This is a genomic window from Pusillimonas caeni, from assembly GCF_003545815.1.
In the GTDB taxonomy this organism is placed as follows: domain Bacteria; phylum Pseudomonadota; class Gammaproteobacteria; order Burkholderiales; family Burkholderiaceae_B; genus Pusillimonas; species Pusillimonas caeni.
Map to the genome: position 1 here is coordinate 208,192 of NZ_PDUW01000007.1, position 24,867 is coordinate 233,058.

25 protein-coding genes are annotated in these 24,867 nt (G+C 65.0%); 15 read left to right on the forward strand and 10 right to left on the reverse strand.

The features are described 5' to 3' along the window. Nucleotides 1-23 precede the first annotated feature (23 nt). From CSC67_RS16015 to mnhG, 7 genes are read left to right on the forward strand one after another with little or no spacing between them, the layout of a single operon-like run. Nucleotides 24-431 (forward strand): YbaN family protein, encoded by a 408-nt coding sequence (locus CSC67_RS16015; RefSeq protein WP_118995443.1) that lies wholly within the window; start codon nt 24-26, stop codon nt 429-431. A 60-nt stretch (nt 432-491) separates the two neighbouring features. Further along, a complete protein-coding gene (locus tag CSC67_RS16020; RefSeq protein ID WP_118995444.1) occupies nt 492-3,419 on the forward strand; it encodes a monovalent cation/H+ antiporter subunit A in 2,928 nt (975 codons plus the stop codon). Continuing rightward, nucleotides 3,419-3,763 carry a Na+/H+ antiporter subunit C gene (locus tag CSC67_RS16025; RefSeq protein WP_118995445.1) on the forward strand — a complete coding sequence of 115 codons (345 nt, stop codon included), beginning with the start codon at nt 3,419-3,421 and terminating at the stop codon, nt 3,761-3,763. The genes CSC67_RS16020 and CSC67_RS16025 overlap by 1 nt, the downstream gene beginning before the upstream one ends. An 8-nt stretch (nt 3,764-3,771) precedes the next feature. Beyond that, on the forward strand, nt 3,772-5,391 hold the full coding sequence (locus CSC67_RS16030) for a monovalent cation/H+ antiporter subunit D (RefSeq protein ID WP_425337667.1): 1,620 nt from the start codon (nt 3,772-3,774) through the stop codon (nt 5,389-5,391). Beyond that, nucleotides 5,388-5,873: a Na+/H+ antiporter subunit E gene (locus tag CSC67_RS16035; RefSeq protein ID WP_118995447.1), complete on the forward strand. Its 486-nt coding sequence runs from the start codon at nt 5,388-5,390 to the stop codon at nt 5,871-5,873. The genes CSC67_RS16030 and CSC67_RS16035 overlap by 4 nt, the downstream gene beginning before the upstream one ends. After that, nucleotides 5,870-6,151: a K+/H+ antiporter subunit F gene (locus CSC67_RS16040; protein ID WP_118995448.1), complete on the forward strand. Its 282-nt coding sequence runs from the start codon at nt 5,870-5,872 to the stop codon at nt 6,149-6,151. Before CSC67_RS16035 ends, CSC67_RS16040 begins: the two co-directional genes overlap by 4 nt. Further along, nucleotides 6,148-6,471 (forward strand): monovalent cation/H(+) antiporter subunit G, encoded by a 324-nt coding sequence (gene mnhG, locus CSC67_RS16045; RefSeq protein WP_118995449.1) that lies wholly within the window; start codon nt 6,148-6,150, stop codon nt 6,469-6,471. Before CSC67_RS16040 ends, mnhG begins: the two co-directional genes overlap by 4 nt. A gap of 36 nt (nt 6,472-6,507) precedes the next feature. On the opposite strand, the gene CSC67_RS16050 is transcribed toward mnhG, so the two are convergent. Beyond that, nucleotides 6,508-7,275 (reverse strand): class I SAM-dependent methyltransferase, encoded by a 768-nt coding sequence (locus tag CSC67_RS16050; RefSeq protein ID WP_118995450.1) that lies wholly within the window; start codon nt 7,273-7,275, stop codon nt 6,508-6,510. A 2-nt stretch (nt 7,276-7,277) separates the two neighbouring features. Continuing rightward, nucleotides 7,278-9,329 (reverse strand): TonB-dependent receptor domain-containing protein, encoded by a 2,052-nt coding sequence (locus CSC67_RS16055; protein WP_118995451.1) that lies wholly within the window; start codon nt 9,327-9,329, stop codon nt 7,278-7,280. 191 nt (nt 9,330-9,520) lie between these two features. On the opposite strand from CSC67_RS16055, the gene CSC67_RS16060 reads away from it, so the two are divergent. The 4 genes from CSC67_RS16060 (at nt 9,521) to CSC67_RS16075 (ending at nt 12,931) form a co-directional block, all read left to right on the forward strand. Then, nucleotides 9,521-10,594, forward strand: coding sequence for a metal ABC transporter solute-binding protein, Zn/Mn family (locus tag CSC67_RS16060; protein WP_245220260.1), 1,074 nt, complete (start codon nt 9,521-9,523; stop codon nt 10,592-10,594). A gap of 16 nt (nt 10,595-10,610) precedes the next feature. Beyond that, nucleotides 10,611-11,297: a DUF1007 family protein gene (locus CSC67_RS16065; RefSeq protein WP_167752927.1), complete on the forward strand. Its 687-nt coding sequence runs from the start codon at nt 10,611-10,613 to the stop codon at nt 11,295-11,297. Nucleotides 11,298-11,353: 56 nt separating this feature from the next. Further along, a complete protein-coding gene (locus CSC67_RS16070) occupies nt 11,354-12,271 on the forward strand; it encodes a nickel/cobalt transporter (protein WP_167752928.1) in 918 nt (305 codons plus the stop codon). 159 nt (nt 12,272-12,430) lie between these two features. Continuing rightward, entirely contained in the window at nt 12,431-12,931 is a 501-nt protein-coding gene (locus CSC67_RS16075; RefSeq protein ID WP_118995454.1) for a hypothetical protein, read from the forward strand. 74 nt (nt 12,932-13,005) lie between these two features. Here the strand turns inward: CSC67_RS16075 and CSC67_RS16080 are convergent, their stop codons facing one another. From CSC67_RS16080 to CSC67_RS16110, 7 genes are all read right to left on the reverse strand, one after another. Beyond that, nucleotides 13,006-14,892: a potassium transporter Kup gene (locus CSC67_RS16080; protein WP_118995523.1), complete on the reverse strand. Its 1,887-nt coding sequence runs from the start codon at nt 14,890-14,892 to the stop codon at nt 13,006-13,008. A gap of 34 nt (nt 14,893-14,926) precedes the next feature. Beyond that, nucleotides 14,927-15,982, reverse strand: a complete 1,056-nt coding sequence (locus CSC67_RS16085; RefSeq protein WP_118995455.1) for a sensor histidine kinase — start codon at nt 15,980-15,982, stop codon at nt 14,927-14,929. Nucleotides 15,983-16,031: 49 nt separating this feature from the next. Then, the gene (locus CSC67_RS16090) at nt 16,032-16,706 is read right to left on the reverse strand and encodes a response regulator transcription factor (protein WP_118995456.1); all 675 of its coding nucleotides are present in this window, start codon (nt 16,704-16,706) and stop codon (nt 16,032-16,034) included. Between the two features lie 78 nt (nt 16,707-16,784). After that, on the reverse strand, nt 16,785-17,282 hold the full coding sequence (locus tag CSC67_RS16095) for an ExbD/TolR family protein (protein ID WP_118995457.1): 498 nt from the start codon (nt 17,280-17,282) through the stop codon (nt 16,785-16,787). Between the two features lie 2 nt (nt 17,283-17,284). Then, complete coding sequence (locus CSC67_RS16100; protein ID WP_118995458.1) at nt 17,285-18,316, reverse strand: MotA/TolQ/ExbB proton channel family protein; 1,032 nt, start codon at nt 18,314-18,316, stop codon at nt 17,285-17,287. Nucleotides 18,317-18,324: 8 nt separating this feature from the next. Next, nucleotides 18,325-19,131: an energy transducer TonB gene (locus CSC67_RS16105; RefSeq protein ID WP_425337663.1), complete on the reverse strand. Its 807-nt coding sequence runs from the start codon at nt 19,129-19,131 to the stop codon at nt 18,325-18,327. A 169-nt stretch (nt 19,132-19,300) separates the two neighbouring features. Next, nucleotides 19,301-19,768 (reverse strand): MarR family winged helix-turn-helix transcriptional regulator, encoded by a 468-nt coding sequence (locus CSC67_RS16110; RefSeq protein WP_118995460.1) that lies wholly within the window; start codon nt 19,766-19,768, stop codon nt 19,301-19,303. 101 nt (nt 19,769-19,869) lie between these two features. Here CSC67_RS16110 and CSC67_RS16115 point away from each other — a divergent pair, with 101 nt between their 5' ends. From CSC67_RS16115 to CSC67_RS16130, 4 genes are all read left to right on the forward strand, one after another. Then, entirely contained in the window at nt 19,870-21,726 is a 1,857-nt protein-coding gene (locus tag CSC67_RS16115; RefSeq protein ID WP_118995461.1) for a feruloyl-CoA synthase, read from the forward strand. 48 nt (nt 21,727-21,774) lie between these two features. Next, the gene (locus CSC67_RS16120) at nt 21,775-22,923 is read left to right on the forward strand and encodes an ABC transporter substrate-binding protein (RefSeq protein WP_118995462.1); all 1,149 of its coding nucleotides are present in this window, start codon (nt 21,775-21,777) and stop codon (nt 22,921-22,923) included. A 119-nt stretch (nt 22,924-23,042) separates the two neighbouring features. After that, on the forward strand, nt 23,043-23,600 hold the full coding sequence (locus tag CSC67_RS16125; RefSeq protein ID WP_118995463.1) for a hypothetical protein: 558 nt from the start codon (nt 23,043-23,045) through the stop codon (nt 23,598-23,600). Further along, a complete protein-coding gene (locus CSC67_RS16130; RefSeq protein ID WP_118995464.1) occupies nt 23,597-24,118 on the forward strand; it encodes a hypothetical protein in 522 nt (173 codons plus the stop codon). Before CSC67_RS16125 ends, CSC67_RS16130 begins: the two co-directional genes overlap by 4 nt. Nucleotides 24,119-24,128: 10 nt before the next feature. Here the strand turns inward: CSC67_RS16130 and CSC67_RS16135 are convergent, their stop codons facing one another. After that, complete coding sequence (locus CSC67_RS16135) at nt 24,129-24,785, reverse strand: PAS domain-containing protein (protein WP_167752929.1); 657 nt, start codon at nt 24,783-24,785, stop codon at nt 24,129-24,131. Nucleotides 24,786-24,867 lie beyond the last annotated feature (82 nt).

A 24,867-nucleotide genomic window follows, 5' to 3' on the forward strand; every position in this document is an offset into this window, starting at 1 on the left:
ACCAAGAACCCATTCCAGGCGGCATGAAGATTTTTTTCAATATCGTAGGCTGCATCGCCCTGGCGCTGGCCGTTGCCGGCATGGCGCTGCCGCTGGTGCCCACCACCCCGTTCCTGCTGCTGGCGGCCGCCTGCTTCATGCGCGGTTCCGAACGCATGTACCGCTGGCTGACCCAGAACCGGGTCTTCGGCCGCTACCTGCTCGACTTCCAGGAAAACAAGGGCGTCACGCTGCGGGTCAAGATCACGGCCATCGCGGCAATGTGGATTTCGCTGCTGTACTCGATGTATTTCCTGCCCCTGCCCGCGCTGCAAATACCCCTGGGACTGATGGGCCTGGGCGTGACCGCTTACCTGGCCCTCGGCCTGAAGACGCTGCAAAGGCCGAGCCGGCGCGGTTTACGGCAGATCGATGATGAAACGCCGCGCTGAACGTACAGAAAAATATCGTATCATTAGGGCGGTCTTTCTCTCTCACCCGCCGCCACCCGAATGTCGCTGATCCTGATTCTCATATTGCCGTTCGTTGGCAGCCTGATCGCCGTCGCGCTGCCTGCCAATGCGCGCAATATGGAGGCCTGGCTTTCGGGTGCCATCGCCGTCGCGTGCGCCGTGCTCACGGCCTTGCAGTATCCGCACATCGCCCAGGGCGAGGTCGTGCAGTACTCGGCCCCCTGGATTCCGGGGGCGCTGACCATAGACTTCAATCTGCGCATGGACGGCTATGCCTGGCTGTTCGGCATGCTCATCACCGTGATGGGCGCCCTCATCGTCCTCTACGCGCGCTATTACCTCTCGCCGCAGGATCCGGTACCGCGCTTTTTTTCATTCTTCCTGCTGTTCATGGGGTCGATGCTGGGCGTGGTGATGTCAGGCAATCTGGTGCAGCTGGTGGTGTTCTGGGAACTCACCAGCCTCACTTCCTTCATGCTCATCGCCTACTGGAACCACCGGCTGGACGCGCGCCGCGGTGCGCGCATGTCGCTGACCGTCACCGGCGCGGGCGGGCTCTGCCTGCTGGCGGGCGTGCTGATGCTGGGGCACGTCGTGGGCAGCTACGACCTCGACATCGTGCTGGCATCGGGCGACCTGGTGCGCCAGCACCCCTGGTACACCACCATCCTCGTCCTGATCGCACTGGGCGCCCTCACCAAGAGCGCGCAGTTTCCCTTCCATTTCTGGCTGCCCAACGCCATGGCCGCGCCCACGCCGGTCTCGGCCTACCTGCACTCGGCCACCATGGTCAAGGCGGGCGTCTTCCTGCTGGCGCGCTTCTGGCCGGTGCTGGCGGGCACCAGCGAATGGTTCTACATCATCGGCGGCGCGGGGCTTTGCACCCTGGTCCTGGGCGCCTACGCAGCCATCTTCCAGCAGGACATGAAGGGCGTGCTGGCCTATTCCACCATCAGCCACCTGGGACTGATCACGCTGCTTCTGGGCCTGAACAGCCGCCTGGGCCTGGTCGCGGCCATCTTCCACATGATGAACCACGCCACGTTCAAGGCTTCGCTGTTCATGGCTGCGGGCATCGTCGACCACGAGACCGGCACGCGCGACATGGGGCGATTGTCCGGCTTGCGCAAGGCCATGCCCATCACCGCCACGCTGGCGGTGGTGGCGGCCGCCTCCATGGCCGGCGTGCCGCTGCTCAACGGCTTCCTGTCCAAGGAAATGTTCTTTGCCGAAACCGTGCTGGCCAGCCACGGCCCGGCCATCGAGTCCGGGCTACCGCTGATGGCGGTGCTGGCCAGCGCCTTCAGCGTCGCCTACTCGCTGCGCTTCGTGCTGCAGGTGTTCTTCGGCCCCCGGGCCACCGACCTGCCGCGCTCGCCGCACGAGCCCCCGTTCTGGATGCTGGTGCCAAGCGGCCTGCTGGTGCTGACCTGTCTGGTGGTGGGCATTTTGCCCAAGTACACCCTGGGCCCCTTGCTGGAATCGGCCACCTTCGCCATCCTGGGCAGCGAGACTCCGCATTACGACCTCAAGATCTGGCATGGGTTCAACCTGCCCCTGGCCATGAGCCTGACCGCGCTGGCGGGCGGCATCCTGCTGCTGCATTTGCTGCGCCATCAAAACTACGTCAAGCCCGGCCGCACACCCCTCATCTACCGCTTCGACGGCCGCCGCAGCTTCGAGATACTGATGGAAGGCATCGACTCGCTGTCGGCCGCGCTGCTCAATGTGCTCTACTCGTCCGGCCTGCAGCGCCAGCTGCTCGTCCTTACCGCCGGCACCTTTGTCGTGGCCCTGCTGCCGCTGACGCGCGGCGGATGGCTTCAACCCGTGCTGGGCACTCCGGCCAATCTGTTCTTCCTGACGCTGTGGCTGGCGGGGTCGGCCTGCGCCATCGGCGCCGCGCGGCAAGCCAAGTTCCACAGGCTGGCCACGCTGGCGCTGTCGGGCGGGGCGGGCCTTGCCACCGCACTGACCTTTGCGTGGTTTTCCGCACCCGACCTGGCCCTGACCCAGCTTGCCGTCGAGGTGGTGACGGTGGTGCTCATTCTGCTCGGCCTGCGCTGGCTGCCGCCCCGCATCGAGGCCGACGACGGCAGCGCGCCGATCAATGCCCGCACGATCGTGCGCCGCGGACGCGACCTCGCCGTGGCCGTGGCGGCCGGCGCGGGCATGTCCGTCCTGGCCTACGCCGTGCTGACGCGGCCGGCGGGCCAAGGCATTTCCGATTTCTTCCTGCTTAACGCCCTGCCCGAGGGACATGGCTCCAACGTCGTCAACGTCATCCTGGTGGACTTCCGCGGCTTCGACACGCTGGGCGAGATCACCGTGCTGGGCATTGTGGCATTGACCGTCTTCGCCCTGCTGCGCCGCTTCCGTCCGCCACCGGAAAGCATCAAGGACGGCCCGCTGCGCCGGCAACAAGGGGCCAACAACCCCTCGCTCGACCATGTCGAACCCGAACCCGACCCGGATGCCGACCTGCCCCGCGACAACATGCAGGCGCCCGCCGTCCTGGCCAGGCTGCTGCTGCCCATGGCCGTACTGGTGTCGCTGTTCTTCCTGCTGCGCGGCCACAACCTTCCGGGCGGCGGTTTCGTCGGCGGCCTGATCATGGCCACCGCCATCATCCTGCAGTACATCGTGGGCGGCGTGGTCTGGGTCGAGTCGAGGCAAAGCATACGACCGCAGAAATGGATCGCGCTGGGCCTGCTGGTCGCGGGCTGCGCGGCGCTTTCGGCCTGGAGCGTGGCGCGGCCCTTCCTGTCGGCGCTGGTGGGAGACTTCCCTGTGCCGCTCATCGGCACCGTGCATCTGTCCAGCGTGCTGTTCTTCGACCTGGGCGTGTACATGCTGGTGGTCGGCGCAACCGTGCTGATCCTGGTCGCTCTGGCCCACCAGTCGCTGCGCTTTCGCCGCAAGGCGCCGCACGCGCCCGCCGCCATCTCAAGTTCTGGAGCAAGCTAGTGGAAATCATTCTGGCACTGGCCATCGGCGTACTCACCAGCTCGGGTGTCTGGCTGATTCTGCGCCCGCGCACGTTTCAAGTCATTATCGGATTTTCCCTGCTGGCCTATGCGGTGAACCTCTTCATCTTTTCGATGGGAAGGCTGCGCGTCAGCGCCGCGCCCGTCATCGACAAATCGGGCGAGATCGATCCGCTGCTGTACACCGACCCCGTGCCCCAGGCGCTGGTCCTCACGGCCATCGTCATCGGCTTCGCCACCACGGCGCTGTTCCTGGTGGTGCTGCTGGCTTCGCGGGGCTTCGCGGGCAATGACCACGTCGACGGCAGGGAGGCCGACCTGTGAACGGCTGGATGCAACATCTGCCCATGCTGCCCATTGCGACGCCGCTGATGGTCGGCGCGCTGCTGGTGCTGCTCAAAGAGTCCCGCCGCAAGACACGCCTCGCGCTCTCCTTCGCGTCCGTACTGTTCCAGATCTTCGTGGCCTGCCAGCTGCTTCTGACGACCGCCGGGCAGATGACCGACGTCTGGCCGCAGAACATTGCCGTCTACCTGGTGGGCGACTGGCCCGCCCCCTTCGGCATCGTACTGGTGGCCGACCGCCTGGCCGCAGTCATGCTGCTGCTGTGCTCCATACTCGGCCTGGCCGCGCTGACTTATTCCACCGCGCGCTGGGAGCGCGCCGGCGTGCATTTCCTGCCTCTGTTCCAGCTGCTGCTGATGGGCCTGAATGGCGCCTTCCTCACCGGCGACCTCTTCAATCTCTTCGTGTTCTTCGAGGTCCTGCTCGGCGCCTCTTACGGATTGATGCTGCACGGCTCGGGCGAAATGCGGGTCACGGCCGGCCTGCACTACATCGCCACGAACCTGGCCGCCTCTTTCCTGCTGCTCATCGGCATCGCCCTCATCTACGGGGTCGCCGGCACGCTCAACATGGCCGATCTGGCCGTGCGCGCCGGCCAGCTCACCGGCGGAGACCGGCGCCTCTTCGAAGCCGCCGCGGCCATCCTGGGCATCGCCTTCCTTACCAAGGCGGCGGCCTGGCCGCTCAACTTCTGGCTGCCCAATGCCTATGCGCATGCCTGCGCGCCGGTCGCCGCCGTGTTCTCCATCATGACCAAGGTGGGCATCTATGCCCTGCTGCGGCTGGGTTCGCTGCTGCTGCCCACCGGCGCGCCGGCCGCCTTCGGCGGAGAATGGATGTTCCCCTTGGGCGTGGCCACCCTGGTCTTCGGCGCGATCGGCATCCTGGCCACCCAGCAGGCCGAACGGCTTATCGGATATTGCGTCATCATGTCCTCGGGCACGCTGCTGGCGGCGCTGGGCATGCCGGGCGTCACGCTCACCGCCCCGGCGCTGTTCTACCTGCTGACCTCGGTGCTGGCCCTGGGCGCCTTCTACATGCTGATCGAAATGATCGAACGCACCCGCAGCTTCGGCGCCGATGTGCTGGCCATCAGTATGGAGGCCTTCGAGCTGGACGACCCCGAATCGCCCGACCGTTCGGACGACGTGGTGGGCGTGGCCATTCCCGCCGCCATGGCTTTTCTGGGCATGGCCTTCTTCTGCTGCGCCCTGCTGGTGGCGGGCCTGCCTCCGCTGCCCGGCTTCGTCGCCAAGCTGTCGATGCTGTCCGCGGCATTGCAGACCTCCGCCACCGACACGCCGTCGATAGCCGCCTGGACGCTGGTGGCGGCCGTCCTGCTTTCGGGGCTGGCGGGCATCATTGCGCTGACACGCACCGGCATACGCCTGTTCTGGAGCACCGAAGACACCGTGACCCCGCGCCTGCGGCTCAGCGAGGCCGGTTCCGTCGGCATTCTGCTGCTGGCCTGTATCGCGCTGACGATCTGGGCCGGCCCGGTCATGACGTTTCTCGAAGATACCGCACTGCTGCTCGACCGGCCGCAATCGTACATCGAGGCCGTGATGTCGCACAAGACGGTGCGGCCGCTGGGAGGCATGCCATGAAGAAGGTGCTGTATTGGCTGGTGCTGCCGGCGGTCCTGCTGATCATCTGGCTGCTGCTGAACAACTCGGTCTCGCCCGGCCATCTGGCGACCGGTACGGTCCTGGCCCTGTTGCTGGCGTGGGCGGCCATGGCGCTGCGGCCCGTACGTTCGCGGCCGAAGCACCCGCTGCTCATGATCAAGCTGGTCGCCCGCGTCGTGTCGGACATCATCCATTCGAATTTCACCGTGGCCCGCCTGATCATCCTGGGTCCGGACTCGCACACGCCCGGCTTCATGAAGATTCCGCTCAGCATGCGCGACCCCCACGCCAGGGCGGCGCTGGCCTGCATCATCACGTATACGCCGGGCACGGTCTGGTCGGGCTATTCTGAAGAAACCAATACGATCACGCTGCACGTACTCGATCTGAAGGACGAGAACCATTGGGTCGAACTGGTGCAGAACCGCTATCAAAGCCTGCTGATGGAGATATTCGAATGACCACCGTTCTGTTCTGGGCCGGCACCTACGCCCTGAGCTGCTTCGCGATCGCGCTGGGCTTCGCCACTTTCCAGCTGCTGCGCGGTCCCACGCCGCAGGACCGTGTCCTGGCGCTGGACACCATGTACATCAACGGCATGCTGATCATCCTGGTGCTTGGCGTGCAATATCAAACCGGCCTGTATTTCGACATCGCCGTCGTCATCAGTATTTTCGGCTTCGTCAGTTCAACGGCCATGGCCAAGTTTCTTTTGCGAGGCGAGGTGATCGAACCATGAACGACCTTCCCCTTTGGGTCACCATACCCAGCACCCTGCTGCTGGTGCTCAGCGGCACCATGACTCTGATCGGTTCGGCGGGGCTGCTGCGCTTCAGGCGATTCTATTCGCGCATGCACGCCGTCACGCTGGGCAACACCATGGGCGCCGGCTGCGTCGTGCTGACCAGCGTCCTGGTCGCGTCCACCCTGGCCCACCGTCCTGTCCTGCACGAATTGCTGATCATCATGTTCCTGGTGATCGTGTCCCCCGTCACGGCCATCCTGCTGATGCAGGCGGGCCTGCGCCGCGATGCGCGCCGGCCCGTTTCGGACGACTGAGCGAAGCCCGCGGCCGTGGCCCGCAACCCCCGGCACTCAAACGGGCTCGGCCGCGATGACGTAATCGTGGCCATAGCGCAGCCCGCCCTCGGCCTTGACCAGCGCCAGCGCCCGCCGGCGCAGTTGCGCCACGTGCTCGGACAGCGCCATGGCCAGCCCCCGGTCCTGCAGGCGCAGCAGGCGCTGATCGCACATGTCCAGCTGGCTGTTGACGAATCTCTCTCCATAGCGAATGGCAAGGCGCCGGGTGTCCAGGGGCTTGAAGCCCGCCAGCCGCAGCTGCCGCAAGATCCAGTCCATCGGATACTCGCGATAGGGCCGGTCGCCCGCGAGCAGCAGGCATGCGTCGCGCAGCCGCCCTATTTCACACACCATGCGTCCGGCAGGATCGGCCGGTGAATATTGCACGTAGGGCTCCAGGCCGATCACATATAGCCTGCGTCCCACCAGGGGGCGCAGCCGGGCGAAGATGCGATCCTGCCAATACGGTGCGAACCCTTCTATGGCTCCGACCAGGTAATCGGCCAGCACCGTGTCGTACCGCTCGCCCGCCAGCAGTTCCGGATCCATCCAGTTGCCGACCACCAGGCGATCCTGCTCCCGCAGGTCGCCGCCTATCTGCCGCCTGACTTCGCCGGCCATGCTTTGCGCGCCGGTGACGGCCGTCCAACCCACTGTTTCCAGGTCCAGCAACCAGGACATGGAGCCGCGGCCCGTGCCCGCATCGAGCACTCGTCCCCACGGCAGCTCGCCGTGCATGTGCTGCACGAGGTCGTACAAAGACTTGAATGCGGTGTCGTCCATGTTCAAAATTCGACCCTGACCCCCGCCATGACGCTGCGGCCCTGCAGCGGCGCAGCGCGGGAAATGAAAGAGGCGTGGTTGTAGGCCAGCTTGTTCAACAGATTGCTGCCCTTCAGGTAGAGCAGATAGTCGGTGCCGGCCATGGTACCCGAATATGACACGCCGGCGCCCAGCAGGCCGTAGCCCGAGGTCGATTCTTCATAGCTGGCAATGCGGTTCTGGCGCAGCACCTGGGTGTATTCCACGAAGCCGCTCCAACGGTCCCAGTTCAGGTTCGTGCGCGCACCGACTCGGGCGGCCGGTATGCGCGGCAGGTCGTCGCCGTCGCGCAGTTTGCCGCGCACGTAGTCGCCGAACACGGTCACCGACGCATGGGGTGTTACGCGGTAGGAGACCTCGGCTTCCAATCCCGCGAACGAGGCGTCTCCCTGCGTATATTCGATCAGGCGGAAATCTTCGTACTGATCCAGCGTGTTGCCGTAGATGTAGCCGTCGATTCGGCTCAGGAAGGCGTTCACCGAAAAACGCAGGTCGCCATCGGTTTTGCGCAGTCCCAGATCGACGGTGCGCGCGGTTTCCTTGCCCAGGTCGGGGTTGCCCTTCTCGTACGTGAGCGTGGCAAAATGCACGCCGTTGGCATAGAGCTCCTGAGCATTGGGCATGCGCTGCGAACGCGACACCGAAAGCGAGGCGGCGTAGCCGGGCACGAAGTCCCATGTGGCCCCGGCCGACAGCGACGTGGCGTTGCCGTCGTAGTCGGACAGCGTCCCGCTGTCGGGGCTCACCGTTTGCCATTCATGGCGCGCGCCCAGCTCGAAGCGCCAATCATTCCACTTGTAGTTCTCCAACAAGAACAAGCCCGTCGAATTCGTGCGCGTCTTGGGAATGAAGTTTTCCGAGCCGCCGAAAGACGCGAAATCGTAGCGCGACGTCTGCAGGCCGACCACGCCTTCCCAACCGCCCAGGGGATGGTGGCGCAGTTCGAGCCGGCCGTCATAGCCGCGATTGGTGAAGGTCGTGCCCAGCTCGCCGTCATCGCGCTCGTCGTGCCGATAGTCCGTATAGCCGCCGCGAAACTTCAGATTGGAAAAGCCCGCGAACGGATCGCGAAGCTCGCCGCGGATGTCCAGCCGGTCGCTGCGCAGGTGCGCGGTGGCCGCATGCTCTCCGTGCTCGTGGTCGTGGTCATGATCGTGGTCATGATCGTGATCATGTCCGCCACAGTGCAGGCTCGAGCCGTGGGGATGGCAGTCCTCGTACTCGTGGCTGTGGCCCGGCAGGCCGTAGTCGTCCTCGCGATACGAATACGCCGCGCCGATATAGCCCCGGCTGCCCACGAAGGACAATCCGACGCTTCCGGTGGTGCTGTCGGCATTGGAATTGGCGACACGGCTATCGGTCCAGTCGGGCACGCGATAGTCGTCGGAGCGGCGGCGGGCGCCTTCCACATGCACGGCGATATTGCCTTCGCCCACCGTCAGGCCCACTGCCCCGGCGCGCTCTTTGGCGGCCGTGGCTCCAAGCACCTCGACCGAACCGCTCAAGCCGTCCTCGGGAATCTCGGTGGGAATCTTGTCGTCCAGCACGTTGACGACACCGCCGATGGCGCCCCCGCCGTACAGCAGCGCGGAGGGGCCGCGCAGGATCTCGACGCGGCGCGCCAGCAGCGTGTCGGCCGTCACCACGTGATCGGGCGAGACGCCGGATGCATCCACGATCTCCGAGCCATCGCTCAGTACCTTGACGCGCGGCGCGGTCTGTCCGCGGATGACAGGCCGGCTCGCCCCGCCGCCGAACGTATCGGCATGCACGCCGGGTTCATTCTCGAGTAGCTCTCCCAGCGTACCCCGGCGCTGCAGCGTCAGGCGTTCGCCCTGCAACACGCTGGCCGGCGTCGTCAGGCTGTCGCTGTCCAGGCCCAGCGGATTGGCGGTGACGACGATGGACGGCAGGCTCTGGACCGGAGTTTCAGAAGAGGACGCGGTCTGTGCATGGGCGGACGGGACGAAAGCCACGAACAAAGCCAGAGTCAAGGGGCGAGGGGTGAATCTCATGAAAGCTCCTGCGGAAAAATGAACGAAATTCGAGACGAACGGACACGTGTGCGCTCACGAGCCGGCTTATTTTTTGCAATGTTATAACATTGCAAGTTATTCCGGGATCGCATCTCTGCGATCTGCGCATGGATATGTTTTCTAATCGGGAAAAATCGTTATGTTATAACATAACGGAAAGGAGTGGAACAATGCGTTGCAATAATCGCCTCGGACTGGGCAAGCTCTCCGCCGTTACCGGCATGGCGGCCTTCATGTGGATGGCGGCCGCGTCCCACGCGAAGGCTGAAAACCTGAAGGTGATATCGACGTTCTCCATCGTCTCGGACTTCGCTCGCATCGTGGGCGGAGAGCATATTTCGTTGACCACTCTGGTCGGCCCCGACGGCGACGCTCACGCTTACGAGCCACGGCCGGCCGACGCCGTGGCGCTTCGAAACGCGGATCTGGTCCTGGCCAACGGACTGCATTTCGAAGGTTTCCTGCCGCGCCTCTGGCGCGCCAGCGGCGCCACGGCGCCCATCGTGGAGCTCGCACGGGGAGCCAGGCTTTTGCGCAATACGCCGGTCGACCGGGACGAAGACACTGCCCATTCCGCCGGCGCCCATGGCCACGATCATGCCCATGCCCACATGCACCATCACGACGGCCACGATCACGATCATGCCCACGACCACGATCATGACGGCCCCGCAGAGGGCGGCGACACGTCGGATCACCATCATCACCATGGCGAATACGACCCCCATGCCTGGCAGGCGGTCGGCAACGCCAAGATCTATGTCGACAACATTGCGAAGGCATTCTGCAAGGCCGATGGCCAAGCGTGCCCCCGCTATCGCGCCAATGCGCGAGCCTATAAGGAACGACTCGACGCCCTGGACCGGAGCATCAGAGAGGCTGTGGCACGGATTCCGCCCGATCGGCGCACCGTCATCACTTCCCATGACGCATTCGGCTATCTCGGAAGGGAGTACGGGCTTCGCTTCCTGGCGCCTCAGGGCATCAGCACGGAGTCGGAGGCCTCGGCCGCGGGGGTGGCGGCATTGATACGGCAAATCAAGAGCAACAAGGCGTCCGCCCTCTTTCTGGAGAATGTCAGCAACCCTCGCCTGGTGGAGCGTATAGCCGCCGAAACCGGCATGAAGATCGGCGGCAAACTCTATTCCGATGCCCTGTCCACCGAAAGCGGCCCTGCTGCAACTTACCTCGACATGATGCAACACAATGTCGCCACGATCCGAGACGCCATCATCACGCCCTGAGCGCCCGCGCCGTCTCATGACCGCCGCCAGAGCCCCGACAGGCTCCAGCCCGCATCGGGCGCCAACGCGGCGCCTGGCCGGCAAGCTCGCCGCGCTGCTTGCCATGCTGCTCGTCTGCGTCGACAGCCGAGCTCATCCGCATGCCTGGATCGATGTGGAAAGCACGATCGTCCTGTCTTACGACGGAGTGATTTCGGCCATCGAAGAGACATGGCTGTTCGACGAGCTTTACACGGCGGGGCTGATGGAAGAAATAGCGCCCGACGGCCGGCCGCAAGAGGCGGCGCTGGGCAAGTTCGCCGCCCGGGTGATCGAGGATCTGGGCCCCTACGGCTATTTCATGAGGGTCACGGCCGACGGCCGTCCGGTGCGGCTGGCCGCGGTTACTCAATTCAGAAGCGAAATGAAAGGCCTGCAGCTGTCCTTGTCCTTCACCGCGCCTCTCGATGAACCGGTGGATCCCAAGCGCCATGCCGTGCAGTTTTCCGTCTTCGACCCAAGCTACTTCATTCAGATGTCCCATCGACCCGAAGCGCCTCCCACCCTGAAGAACGACCCGGAGCATCATTGCCGGGTTCGCGTCGAACGAGCCGATCCGTCTCCGGAAACCATCCTTCGCGCGTTCTCGCTCGACCGCGGCGCATCGCCCCAGGAGGATCTGGGCCTTATGTTCGCCGAAAAGGTATTTGTCCAATGCGGATAGAGACCGGAAGAGGTTTTCGTGCCTTGGCGTTGTGCGCCATGGCCATGGCCGTTGCAATGCTTGCATGGGCTTTCCTCAGCGGCCATCCCTCCTGGAGCCGCTTTCTGGCCTGGCTCATGGCCACGCAAGCGGAGCTGCACCGGCAGCTTGCATCCGGCATACGACTGGTTGCTCAAGAGGGATGGGCCGCGGCGGGGCCCCTCATGGGAATCAGCCTGCTCTACGGCATCTTCCATGCGGCGGGGCCCGGACATGGCAAGGCGGTGATTGCGACCTACCTGGGAACGAGCCGGACACGCCTGCGCCGCGGCGTGCTGCTATCGCTCCTGTCCGCACTGGTCCAGGGCGCGGTGGCCGTCGCCCTGGTCGAGGTTGTTGCCGGCCTGTTGGGCTACTCGCTGCGCCGCGCGCAAAGCGCCGGCATGCACATGGAAAATCTCAGCTTCGCCTTGATCGCCGTGCTGGGCTCGGTGCTGGCGCTGAAATGCGGCGGGGCCCTGTACCGCAGGCGGCGGCGCCCCCGCCTAGCCGCAGGTTCCCTGCTTTCGGGCACCGGCCGGATGCGCGCCTATTGCGCCGACTGCGGCGGCCTGCATCGCTTGACGGACGCGCACACGGCCCGGCCCCTGACATGGCGGTCGGGCCTGGCCATCGTGCTGGCGATAGGAATGCGTCCCTGCACGGGCGCCGTCCTCATGCTGCTTGTCGCCTATTCGCTGGGACTGCGCTGGGCCGGCATCGCCGCGGTGCTGGCCATGTCCCTGGGCACCGCCGTCACCGTCAGTCTGCTGGCCGCCGCAACGGTGTGGTTCCGCCAGGCGGCACTGCGCGTGCTGCGCCAGCACGCATCGGCCGACGGGCGCATCCGGCCCGTATTCGACGTGCTGGGCCTGGTCGGCGGCCTGATGCTTTGCGCCATGGGAATAGGCCTTCTGCGGCAAGGGCTGGCCGCGGGCCCCCACCCTTTTTTGTAGCGCCCGCCCGGCACATAAATTGCTGCCGCTCATAGCGGAACACACCCTTTGGATGCAAACATTTCGTTACGGAACTGCAAAGGCATTCTTTTATACTGGCCCTGAGCAATACCAGCTTACCAGTCATTGTGGCTGCGTTAGTCAAAAAAGGAGTTCATAATGAATCACCGTTCAGCAACACAGCGTCGACACGTTCTGGCCATCTGCGCCCTGAGCGCCTGCCTCTTCTCCGCGGGTGCTTTCGCGGCCAACGGTTCAAGCGCCGGAGCCACCGCCGACATCGAAGCCAAGTATCGACAAGACATCGAACGCTGCAACGCCGGGCAGACTAACCAGGACGTCGCCACGTGCAAGCGAGAGGCCGGAGCTGCGCTGCAGGAAGCACGCCGGCAGCGCCTGCTGACTCATCAAGAGCAGTCGCTTCAGTCGAACGCCACCGCCCGCTGCCAGTCCCTGCCGGCCGGCATGCGCGACGACTGCATGGCGCAGATGTCCCAAGGTTCGAATACCACGGTCCAGGGCAGCATCGCCGGAGGCGGCATACTGCGCACGACCGAAATCACCATTCCCGGCGGCACCGAGACGCAGACCAACATCATCACGCCCAACACCGTCGATCCCTCGGTACGCAATCTGCCCCGCGCCGGCACGGTGCAATAGTTTCAGCTTCACGCAGGTTCGGGCGCACACCCGCAACCTGCTCTCCCGGCCGTCCTGCAGCGGGACGGCTTTTTTTATAGTTCCATCTGCATGCCCATTTCCACTACGCGATTGGGCGGAATCTTGAAAAATCGCGTACTGCGGCTGGCGTTGCGCGCCATGAAGGCGAACAGGCTGCGGCGCCAGCGCAGATGCAGGGGCAGCTTGCGCACGACGATGATGGTCTGGCGCGAGAGGTAGTAAGAAGTCTGCATGGGCTCCAGGTCGAGCTCGGGGTTTTCGTGCGCGATCTGCTCCAGCAATTGCGGCACATTGGGCTCTTGCTTGAAGCCCCAGCGGGCGACCACCTGCCAGCTGCTGCGGCTAAGCCTTTCGAGCCGATATCTTTCGCTGAATGAAACATACGGCACGCCCGCGCTGTGCACCGTCAGAAAGACCACCTGCTCGTGCAATACCTTGTTGTGCTTGAGGTTGTGCAGCAGCGCCGGTGGAACCGTATCGACGATCATGCTCATGAATACCGCGGTGCCCGCCACCCGGGTGGGCGGATACTGTTCGATGCCCTGCATGAATTCCCTCAGGGGCGGCTGATCGCCGGCGAGCGTATCGTGTATACGCTGCCTGCCCTGCTTCCAGGTCACCATCAAAGTGAACAGGCAAGTCGCCACGACCAGCGGCACCCAGCCCCCGTCGCCGATCTTCAGGGTATTGGAGGTGAACAGCAGCACATCGAAGGCGAGGAACAGCACCAGCAGCACCAGCCATAGGGTGCGGCGCATTCCGCGCGAGCGGCCCGGCAGCACCCTGAAAGCCAGCAGCGACGTCATCAGCATGGTGCCCGTCACGGCAAAGCCGTAGGCGCCCGCCAGCGCCTGCGAGGAGCCGGCCACGGCGATGAGGGCCAGCACGGCCAGGCACATCGCGATATTGACCCGCGGCAGATAGATCTGCCCCTCTTCCCGCGCCGACGTGTGCATGATGTTCATGCGGGGCCAGAAGCCCAGCTGTATGGCTTGGCGGGTGACCGAAAAACTGCCCGAGATGACCGCCTGCGAAGCGATGACCGTCGCCGCCGTGGCCAGCAGGACCAGGGGCCACAAGGCCCACTCGGGCGCAAGCAGGAAAAACGGATTCTTGATGGCCGCTGGGTCGGCGAGCAATAGCGCGCCCTGCCCGAAGTAGCACAGCACCAGCGAAGGCAGCACCATGCCGAACCAGGCGCGGCGTATGGCAGAGCGGCCGAAATGCCCCATGTCGGCGTACAGCGTCTCGGCCCCGGTCAGTGCCAGAACCAGCGCGCCCAGCAGAATGAAGGTGGTCCATGGGGCGTCGGCCACGAACGAAACCGCCCACCAGGGATTGAGGGCATGCAGAATCTGCGGCGTCTGGACGATGCGCCAGCCGCCCAGCACGCCCAGCACCAGGAACCACAGCAGCATGATGGGCCCGAACAGCTTGCCCATGGCGCCGGTGCCGTGCGACTGGATGGCGAACAGGCCGACGATCAGCGCCATGGCGACGGGCACCACCCAGTCGTCCAGGGTATGCGAGACGACGCCTATGCCCTCGACCGCCGAGATCACGGAAATGGCCGGGGTGATGATGCTGTCGCCATAGAACAGACAGGCGCCGATCAGGCCCAGTACCACCATCGTCCAGCGCCGCCGCCCCTCGAGGCCGCGCACCGCCAGCTCCATCAGGGCCAGCGTGCCGCCCTCTCCGCGGTTGTCGGCCCGAAGGATCATGGTGACGTACTTGAGCGACACCACGAACATCAGCATCCAGAACAACAGCGAAAGCACGCCCAGAATGTGCTCGTGGCGCGCCGCCGGCAAGCCGGACAGGGCCGCGCGTATGGTGTAGAGCGGACTGGTGCCGATGTCTCCGTAGACGACCCCGAGGGCGCCGATCAGCAGGGCCGCGCCGGGCCGTCCGGCTTGCGTGCCGGCCGAAGCGCTCATGATGCCCATCCCTTGAAAATGCGATAGTCCATGTTCACTGCCTGTTGAGATTGGCGCCGATGCGCGGCCCCGGAAAGACGATGCTCACCCGGGTGCCCCGCAGCTGGGGCCTGCTGGCCAGGCGCCACCAGGCGCCGTGGGCCTGCGCGATTTCGCGCACGATGGCCAGTCCCAGGCCCGAGCCCGAACCCGCCGACTGGGGCGACCGATAGAAAGCATCGAAGACGCGCTCCTGGTCGGCCGGGTCGATGCCCTGGCCGTCGTCCTCGACCACCAGCGCCGGCGGGGTCGCGTTGACCTGCAGCCTGATGTGGCGCACGGAACCGCCGTAGCGCAAGGCATTGTCGATGAGATTGCCCAGCAGTTCGGAAAGCAGCAAGGGGTCGGCGTCCACCCACACCGGCTCGTCCGGCGCCGCCAGTTGCAGCCTGACATGCTGCTGGCGCGCGCGGGGCAGCCACTCGGCGCCGTTCATGCGCACCCATTCGGCCAGATCGAGGCGCTCGAAGGTATCCTGGGGGCGCGCCGACGCATCGGCGCGGGCCAACACCAGCAACTGCTCGCCCAGGCGTATCATGCGGTCGGTCACCGCCTTGATGCGCTCGGCGCGGCGGCGCACGTCGTCCGGCAGCTCGTTGGCGAGCATGAGCTCGCACTCCAGCTTCAGGCCGCTGAGAGGCGTGCGCAGCTGATGGGCGGCATGGCCTATGAAGCGCTTCTGCGCCTGCACGGAATCGTCCAGCCGGCTCAGCAAATCGTTCACACGCGCCACCACCGGAACGATCTCGGTGGACAGGCCGCTGGGGTCCAATGGCTGCAGATCGTCGAGCGATCGCTCTTTGATGTCGTCGGCCAGGCGGTTGATGGAGCGCAGGCTGGAGCGCACGCCGGAGATCAGCACCCAGGCGAACAGGAACACGAGCAGGAACTGACTGAGCAGCATAGCCCAGAAGATGTCGCGCAGCAGCCAGACCTCGAGGTGGATCTTGGTGGTGACCAGCCAGGTGATGGTCAGGTCGAGCGCGACCAGGATCAAGACCGGAGGCAGCAGCCGCAAGATGAGATGGCGCGCGAGCGATCCCCGCGGCATCAGCCGCGCCAGACGCTTTGCCAAGGTGTCGTGCGGCGTCGCGGCGTGGCTACGAGGCGTTTTCGACATCGAGCAGATAGCCGAAGCCGCGCACCGTCTGGATGGAAGCGCCGGTGCCTTCGAGGCGCTTGCGCAAGCGGTATACATAGACTTCGACCGCGTTCTCGCTGAAGTCGGCATCCCAGGCGGACAGCGAATTCACGATCTGGCGCTTGGTGACCACGCGGCCCACCCGCCCCATCAGCATCTCGAGCACGGACAATTCGCGTACCGAGAGCGACAGGCGGCGCCCGGAGGCCCTCACTTCGCGGTTGACGGTGTCGAATATCAGGGGGCCGGCTTCGAGCTGGGGCTGGGCCTGGCCGGTGCGCCGGCGCGCGAACGCCCGCACCCGGGCGGCGAGCTCGGCCAGCTCGAAGGGTTTGGTGACGTAGTCGTCGGCGCCGGCATCCAGGCCCGCCACGCGGTCTTCGACCGCATCGCGGGCGGTAAGGACCAGCACCGGAACCTGCTCGCCCTCGCGCCGGAGCTGGCGCAGGACGTCGAGCCCGCTGATGCCCGGCAGGTTGAGATCGAGCAGCAGCAGATCGTAGGACTGCGCCGATACGGCGCCCGGGACGTGCTCGCCGTCTTTGAGCCAATCGACCGCATAACCCTGGCCGGCGAGGAATTCTTGCAAGGCGGGACCCAGGGTGGCGTCGTCTTCGATAACTAGAACTCGCATGCCGTGATTCTATATCGAACCGCGCCGCCCGTTTGCACGCGGTGCGCTTTTTTGGGGGCCGCCTTACAATCCTGACGGCTAGCTGTCTGGCGCGGCCGGAGCGGCCGAAGGCGCCGTGGCGCCGGCCTCGGGCTGGCCGGCTTCCGCGGGCGCTGCGCTTTTCTCCGAGGGCCGGGTGACGAAGCCCACGCGCTTCATGCCCGATGCGCGTGCGCTGCCCATGATCTCGGCAAGAATCTCGTAACGCGTGTTGAGATCCGCCCGGATGCGCAGCTGCGGCTGCGGGTCCTCGCCGGCCTCTTGCTTGAGCCTGGCCGTCAGGTCTTCGAGCAGCACCGGCTGCTCGTTCCAGAACAGCTGCCCCTGGTCATTGACCGCCAGATCGATGACCTTGGGCTCCTGCTCGACCGGCTCGGCCGATACCTGCGGCACATTGATCTTGATGGAATGGCTGATCAGCGGAGCGGTGATGATGAAGATCACCAGCAGCACCAGCATCACGTCGATGAGCGGCACCATATTGATCTCGGACATGGTGTGTCCGCTGCTCTTGTTGTCGAAGCTGCCGAAAGCCATGGCTATTCACCTTTGCGGGAAGCCGCCGCGGCGGCGGGAAGGCCGCGGATCTTGCCCCGGTTCTCGGTCACCTGCTGCCCGGTGGACAGGAAGGTGAACAAATCGTGGGCGAAAGCGTCGAGGCGGGCCAGGTAGACGCGGTTGCTGCGCACGAAGGCGTTGTACGCCAGCACGGCGGGAATGGCCACGGCCAGGCCCAGGCCGGTCATGATCAGCGCCTCGCCGACCGGACCGGCGATGCGGTTGATGGTGACGCCGTCGGACAGGCCGATGCCGATCAGGGCGTGATACACGCCCCACACCGTGCCGAACAGGCCCACGAACGGAGCGGTGGAGCCGATGGAGGCCAGCACCGTCAGGCCGTTCTCGAGCTTGGCCGTTTCCTCGTCGATGACCTTGCGGATGGTGCGGGTCACGAAGGCGCCGGTGGAGCCCTTTTCTTCGAGCTTCATGGCGCCGTACTTGGCGTGATGGTTGCGCGCATGGATGGCGTGGCTGGCCACGTGGGCGAAGGGTTCGGAGGCGCCGTGCGTACTGATCTCGTTCTCGACCTCCTCCAGCGAACTGGAGGCCCAGAAATGGTTCAGGAAGCGCGCCGAATGGCGGCTCACGCGCCAGTTGGTGAAGGACTTCACGAAGATCAGGTACCAGCTCACCAGCGACATCAGGATCAGAATCACGAAAAGGGCCTTGCCTATCATGTCGCTCTGCGCCACGAAGTGCAGAATGCCGCCGTCGGCCAGCTGCTGTACGGTGGTGTCCAGCAGGGGCGGCGCACTGGTGGCCGCGGTGGTCGCCGCATCCGTCATCGACGAGGCTGCCGGCGCCGCCGACGTGGCGGCGTCGATGGCCGAGGATGCCGCGGTGGCCGCCGAGCCCGCCGCATCGGCGGCGGACGAAGCCGCCGTGGCTGCGGAATTCGCCGCGTCGTTCAGGGACGAAGCCGCGGGCGCCGCGGTCGACGCGGCGGGCTCTTGAGCAGAACCTGCGGCCTGCGCCAGGACATGCAATGCGCCTTGAAGTATGTTGAACATGCTGGTTCCTAGATTACGAAGTCAAATGGGATGTCGGCCAGCGCGGGATACGCGACGCCGTTTTCGGTGTAGGGCTTGAACCGGGCGGTTTTGGCCGCGCGCACCGCGGATTGGTCCAGGCGCTCGTGGCCCGACGAGGACTGCACCGTCGCGTTGACGACCGAGCCCTGCGGCGAAATCAGCACCCGCACCACCACCCGGCCCTTCTCGCCGCGGCGCAGCGAAGCGCGGGGGTATTCCGGATTGGGGCGATTGCCCAGATAGTCGACGCGGCTGATGTGCCTGGGCTGATTGTCGGGCGCGGGGGTGGGCGCCTTGGGCGTGGCCACGGCGCTTGCCGCGCCGCTGGGCGGAGCGACCGGCTTTGGAGGAGCCTCGACCGGCTTGGGTGCCGGTTTGGGCACGGGCTTGGGTTTCGGCTTGGGTTTGGGCTTGGGCGGCGGCGGAGGCGGCTCGGGTTGCGTGATCGCCTCGGGCTCCGGCTCGGGTTCGGGTTCCGGCTCGGGTTCCGGTTCGGGCTCCGGCTCGGGTTCCGGTTCGACCTCGGGCTCGGGTTCTGGCTCGGGCACGATTTCCGGCTCGGGTTCGGGCGGCACGGCCTCTTCGACCGGCTCGGGCTCGGGCGCCGTGTCGACGATTTCAGGCCCGATCTCGACGAACTGTATTTCCATCGACTCGGGCAAAGCCAGCTCGGTCTTCTTGGGAGCCGCCAAAATGACTCCCAGCACGGCAAAATGCAATCCCGCAACGCACGTAGCCGCAGCAACTTTGGTCAGCGCGGGGCGAGGGGCAGGCTCAACACGGGAACGGGACATGAATCCAACGACAAGGTAAAAGAAGCCCGCGGATAAAATCATCCGGGTAAGCGCGCACGATAGCAGAAATGCGAACTATTCGCAATATAAAATTGCGTTTGCCATGCAGCCGATCGACGCTGCCCTGCACCGCCCGCGGCGCACCCGATTTACCGCCACGCCCGGCGTGTCACAGAGTCAAACCGCTGAGGCCCCGCATCATCGAGCGAAGCTGCGCGTGCAGCGGGCCGAATTGGGACTCGTCCAGTTCGGCCAGCAGCGCCCGCTCTACCTGCACCACCGCGGCATCGCATTGCTGCAGCAGGGTTTCCCCCTTGCGGGTCAGGCGTATATGGATGATGCGGCCGTGCGATGCGGCCGATTCGCGGTTGATCCACCCGCGCGTTTCCATCAGCTTGACCATCTCGTTCGCCGATTGCGGCGACACCATGGAGCGTTCGGCCAATTGCGCGTTGGAGAGCTGGCCATGGCTGTTGAGCACCGACAGCGCCGTGTATTGCGCCGCGGTCACGTCCCAGGGCGCCAGCGCATCGCGGATGCGCCGGTTCAACACATGATCGAGGCGCCCAATGAGATAGGCGATGCCGTTGGGCCGCTGTGGCCAGGTTTGCGTGAATTGAGGGTTTTTCTGGATCATGGACAGGCTTGTCAGCGGGTATCTCGACGTGTAGTATAAGCCCAATATCAGGCTACTTGATATTATTCTTCAAGCATCATTCGGAAAAACGACAAAGTATCATGGAGACAGCACCGCGTTATCGCAGTGTGGCCCTCGGCCCCAAAGACATCGAAGTCCAGACCCGCGCGAACGGATACACCTATGTGCGTTCGCCCGGGCAATTGGGCGACTATCCCGACCGCCTTACCGACAAGCTGATCCACTGGGCCGCGCAGGCTCCCGATCGCACCTATATCGCCCAGCGCGAGCCGGGCCATGGCCCCTGGCGCCGCATCAGCTACGCCGACGCCTTGCAAGCGGCGCGGCAAATCGGCCAGGCCCTGCTCGACCGCGGGCTCGATGCCGACCGGCCGGTACTGATGCTGTCGGGCAACGACATAGAGCAGGCGCTGCTGGCCCTGGGCTGCCAGTTCGCCGGCGTACCCTACTCGCCCATTTCGCCGGCCTATTCCCTGGTCTCCAAAGACTACGAAAAACTGCGCCACGTCCTTGAAGTCGTCACGCCGGGCCTGGTGTTCGTGTCCGACGCCCAGACCTATGGCGACGCCATACGCGCCACCATGGGCCCCGATATCGAACTCACCTCCACCCGGCCCGAGCAGATCGACCGGCCCTGCACCCCTTTCAGCGAATTGCTGGCCACGCCCGCCGCCGGGGCCGTCGATGCCGCGCAGCGCGCGACGGGGCCCGACACCATCGTCAAGTTTTTGTTCACCTCGGGTTCCACCAGCCTGCCCAAGGCGGTCATCAACACCCAGCGCATGATGTGCAGCAACCTCAAGATGATGGTGCTGGCCTGGCCTTTTCTTACCGAAGAGCCGCCCGTGCTGGTCGACTGGCTGCCCTGGAACCACACCTTCGGCGGCAACCACAATCTGGGACTGGTGCTGTACAACGGCGGCACGCTGTACATCGACGAAGGCAAGCCCACCGAGCAGGGCATGGAAACCACGCTGCGCAATCTGCGCGAAATCGCGCCCACGGTGTATTTCAACGTGCCCATCGGCTGGGAAAAAATCGCCAATGCGCTCGAGGCGGACGAAGCCCTGCGCGCCAAGTACTACAGCCGCGTCAAGATGCAGTTCTACTCGGGCGCAGCATTGGCCCAGCCGGTATGGGACAAACTCCACGCCACGGCCGAAAAAGCCTGCGGCGAGCGCATCGTCATGACCACCGGCCTGGGCATGACCGAAACCTCGCCCTCGGCGATGTTCGTGCTCGACGAGCGCGCCCTGGCGGGCCAGATCGGGCATCCGCTGCCCGGCATGGAATTCAAGCTGGTGCCCAACGGCGACAAGATCGAGGTCCGCTACAAGGGCCCCAACGTCACGCCGGGCTACTGGCGCGAACCCGCGAAAACCGCCGAGGCCTTCGACGACGAGGGCTTCTTCTGCTCGGGCGACGCCGTCAAATGGCTCGACCCCGACGACCCGCGCCGGGGTTTCGTCTTCGATGGGCGCGTGGCCGAAGACTTCAAGCTCGACACCGGCACCTGGGTCAACGTGGGTCCCTTGCGGGCGCAGGTCGCGCGCGAGGGCGCGCCCTATCTGCAAGACTCCGTCATTACCGGACACAATCGGCGCGAACTCGGGGTGCTCATCATACCCAACCTGGTTCAATGCCGGCTGCTCTCGGGCCTGCCTGAAGACGCCGCCCCCGAAGCCGTGCTGTCCAGCCCGCCGGTGCGCGGCTTCTTCCAGCAGCTGATCGAGCGCCTGCACAATCTCGGCACGGGCAGCGCCACCCGCATCGCGCGCGGCCTGGTGCTGGTCGAGCCGCCCTCTCTCGATCGCGGCGAAATCACCGACAAGGGTTCGATCAATCAGCGCGCCGTGCTGAGCCATCGCGCCCGGCTGGTCGAGGCCCTTTACGACGAGACCGATCCCGGCGTGCTGAAGCCGGGCAAGAATTCATAACGACGCCCGCGGCGCATAGGTCCGCGGCACTACTCAGGAGACACGACAATGATCAACAAGAAACTCTGGCGCGCAACGCTCTTGGCCGCCTCTTTGGGGCTGGGCGCGGCGCCCGCGGCCCACGCCGACCTCACCATAGGCGTCGTCCTGTCGCTGACGGGCCCGGCATCCGGCCTGGGCATCCCCGTCAATACGGGCTTTGCCCTGTGGCCCGAGACCGTGGGCGGCGAAAAGGTCAAGTTCATCACCCTCGACGACGGCAGCGACCCGGCAAAAGCCCAGAAGAACGTGCAACGCCTCATCTCCGAAGACAAGGTCGACGTCATCATAGGCTCCAGCACCACCACGCCCGCCATCGCCATGGGCGAGGCGGCCGCCGAAGGCCAGACAGTGCAGCTTGCCGCGGCACCGGCCGAGTTTCCCGAGGGCAAAGGCACCTGGACCTTCCGCCTGCCCCAGTCCACCGCCGTCATGGCCGGCGGCGTCATCGACCACATGAAGAAACACGGCGTCAAGAACTTTGCCTTCATCGGCTACAACGACGCCTACGGCGAAAGCTGGCTGCGCGACCTCACCAACCTGGCCAAAGAAGCCGGCATCGAGATCACCACCGCCGAACGCTATGCCCGCGCCGATACCAGTGTCACGGCGCAGGCGCTCAAGGCCATCGCCACCAAGCCGGACGCCATCCTGATCGTGGCCTCGGGCAGCGGCGCCGCCATGCCCCACACCACTGTGGTCGAGCGCGGCTACAAGGGCAAAATCTACCAGACCCACAGCGCCGCCTCGCGCGACCTGATCCGCCTGGGCGGCAAGGCGGTCGAAGGCTCTTTCGTCGTCTCGGGCCTGGCCGTCCTGCCCGAAGGTCTGCCCGACTCGCACCCGTCCAAGAAGATCGCGGTCGACTTCGTCAACGCCTACGAAAAGAAAAACGGCGACGGCTCGCGCAATCAGTTCGCCGCGCACGCCTATGACGCCTATCTCATCCTGGACAAGGTGGTGCCCGCGGCGCTCGAAAAAGGCAAGCCCGGCACGCAGGAGTTCCGCACCGGCCTGAAGGAGGCGCTCGAAACCCACGGCAGCATCCCCGTCACCCAAGGCGTGATCACCTACACCAAGGATGACCACTTCGGCTTCGACAAGCAGGCCCAGATGATGCTGACCATCAAGGACGGCGCCTTCGCAGCGGCGGATTGAACATTCTTACCGGCAAGTGCGGCCCGCGAAGCCATCGCATCGCGGGCCGCACGCTTTTTCCGGAGGGAATGCCGATTGCTGGCCCACGCTCGTACCTTATCCAGACATCGGAGGACGCCATGGCCGGCAAACCCTATTCCCCATCCATCGCCGACTGGCCCGAGGACGCGCGCGAAGCCGCGCAACTCGTCGTCGATCAGTACGGAGAACCCGACGAAGTCAACGCCAGCCAAGTCACCTGGCACAAGCCGGGCCCGTGGAAGCGAATCGTAGCTTCGCGGCAGGTGCACGAGCATAATTTTCCGGCTCCGCACCTGGATTCCGTGGAATCGGTCATCGACTATCGTTTTCCCATCGCCAAGGCTCGGGACATCTGCGCCTTCGACGGCAGTGTCGTGATCAATCGCACCGAGGGCGAGGTCTCGGCGCGCTGCCATGACGAACAGGCCAACTTCCTGGCGCTGAATCTGATGCACGACATCGCCACCGGCGCCAAGGACATCGAGCAGGCCCGCCAGTACTATGCCAAGGAATTCGCCGACTATCGCCGCAAGAAGCCCACTCCCTACATGGAGAAGCTGCGCTTCTCGCCGCCCGACGGCGGTACGGCCGATCCCGATACACGCATTCTTTCCGACGACGACCTGAAGCAGGCGGTCGAGGAGGGTAAATCATGATTTCCGACACACAGGGCTTGTCCGCCGAAGACGTACGCAAATACCTGCAGCGCATCTGCGAAGAAGCCGAGGGGCTGATGCGCGACTACGATCCGCGCATGATCCTCGAATGGACCGACACCAACGTCGCCGACGGGACCTGCTTCCAGGTCGACGTCCGCATCCAGAAAGACGGCGCCCACACGGGCAGCATCGCCATGACGCTCGAGAAGGAAGACATCCTGCAACTGGGCGGCATGTTCGGCGCCGCCGCCGGCAAGGAAGGCATCGCCGACTATTCGCTGGACATGAATTTGCGCGACGTCGTCACGCACGGCACCGACGCGGCCACTGCCAAGGTCACCTGGCGCGAACACATCATCGTGCAGGCGCCAGCGCGAGAGGGCCAGGAGTCCCGCAGCCGGCTCACTGCCGAAGCCGAGGTGGACTGCGTCCATCTTCTCGTTCGCGAAGAGGGGCGGCTTGCGCTGGGCATGACGCTCTGCTCCGGCACGATACGCCTGAGCGTTTCGGGGTAACCGCCGCCGGTCAGATCCGCTGCGTGATGCGGTGACGCTTTTCGCCCGCGGTGACGCATTCTCCATCGGGCAGCCATTCCAGCAGCTGCACGGGAGAATTCCGGCGCTTGTGGCCGAGCACATAGCCGCAGCACACCACTTCGTCGGCGCTGCGGCTGATCGATTCCACAAAGGCGATTCTTCCCGGGTCCGTGAGGTACATGCCTACGCCGGTAATGATGTGCGACGCGATCTTTTCGCTATATTGGCGGTGGGCCGCGACGGCATTGCCCTCGGCCTGTGCGGCCGAAGCGGCCTTGGGCCTGACGCACGCCGAAACGTCCCTCATGACCAGCACGATCTGATGTCCGTCCTGCCCCGCCGCGGCGGGCACCAGTTGCGCGCTGACTTCCATCCACGCGTAGCCGCCCGTTTTCTTGCGCATGCGCACCACGATGGGCACGCAGTCGACGCCATGCTTCAGCAGTTCGCGATGCGCCTTGCAGATAATCGGCAAATCGTCCGGGTGCACGAAAACGTCCGGGCCCTTTTCGACCATTTCATCGGGCTTCCAGCCAAGCAGCCGCTCGCAGGCCGGCGAGGCATAGGTCATTTTCATCGCGCCGTCCACCAGGCAGATCATGTCGGAAGCATGTTCGGCCAGCAGACGAAAATCCAGTTCGTTCATAAATGGCGATGCCTGGCTGCGATCTCTCTTCTTCATCGCTGAAGATCCCAGGCTCCTCCTCGTTACCTATGACTTGAAATCT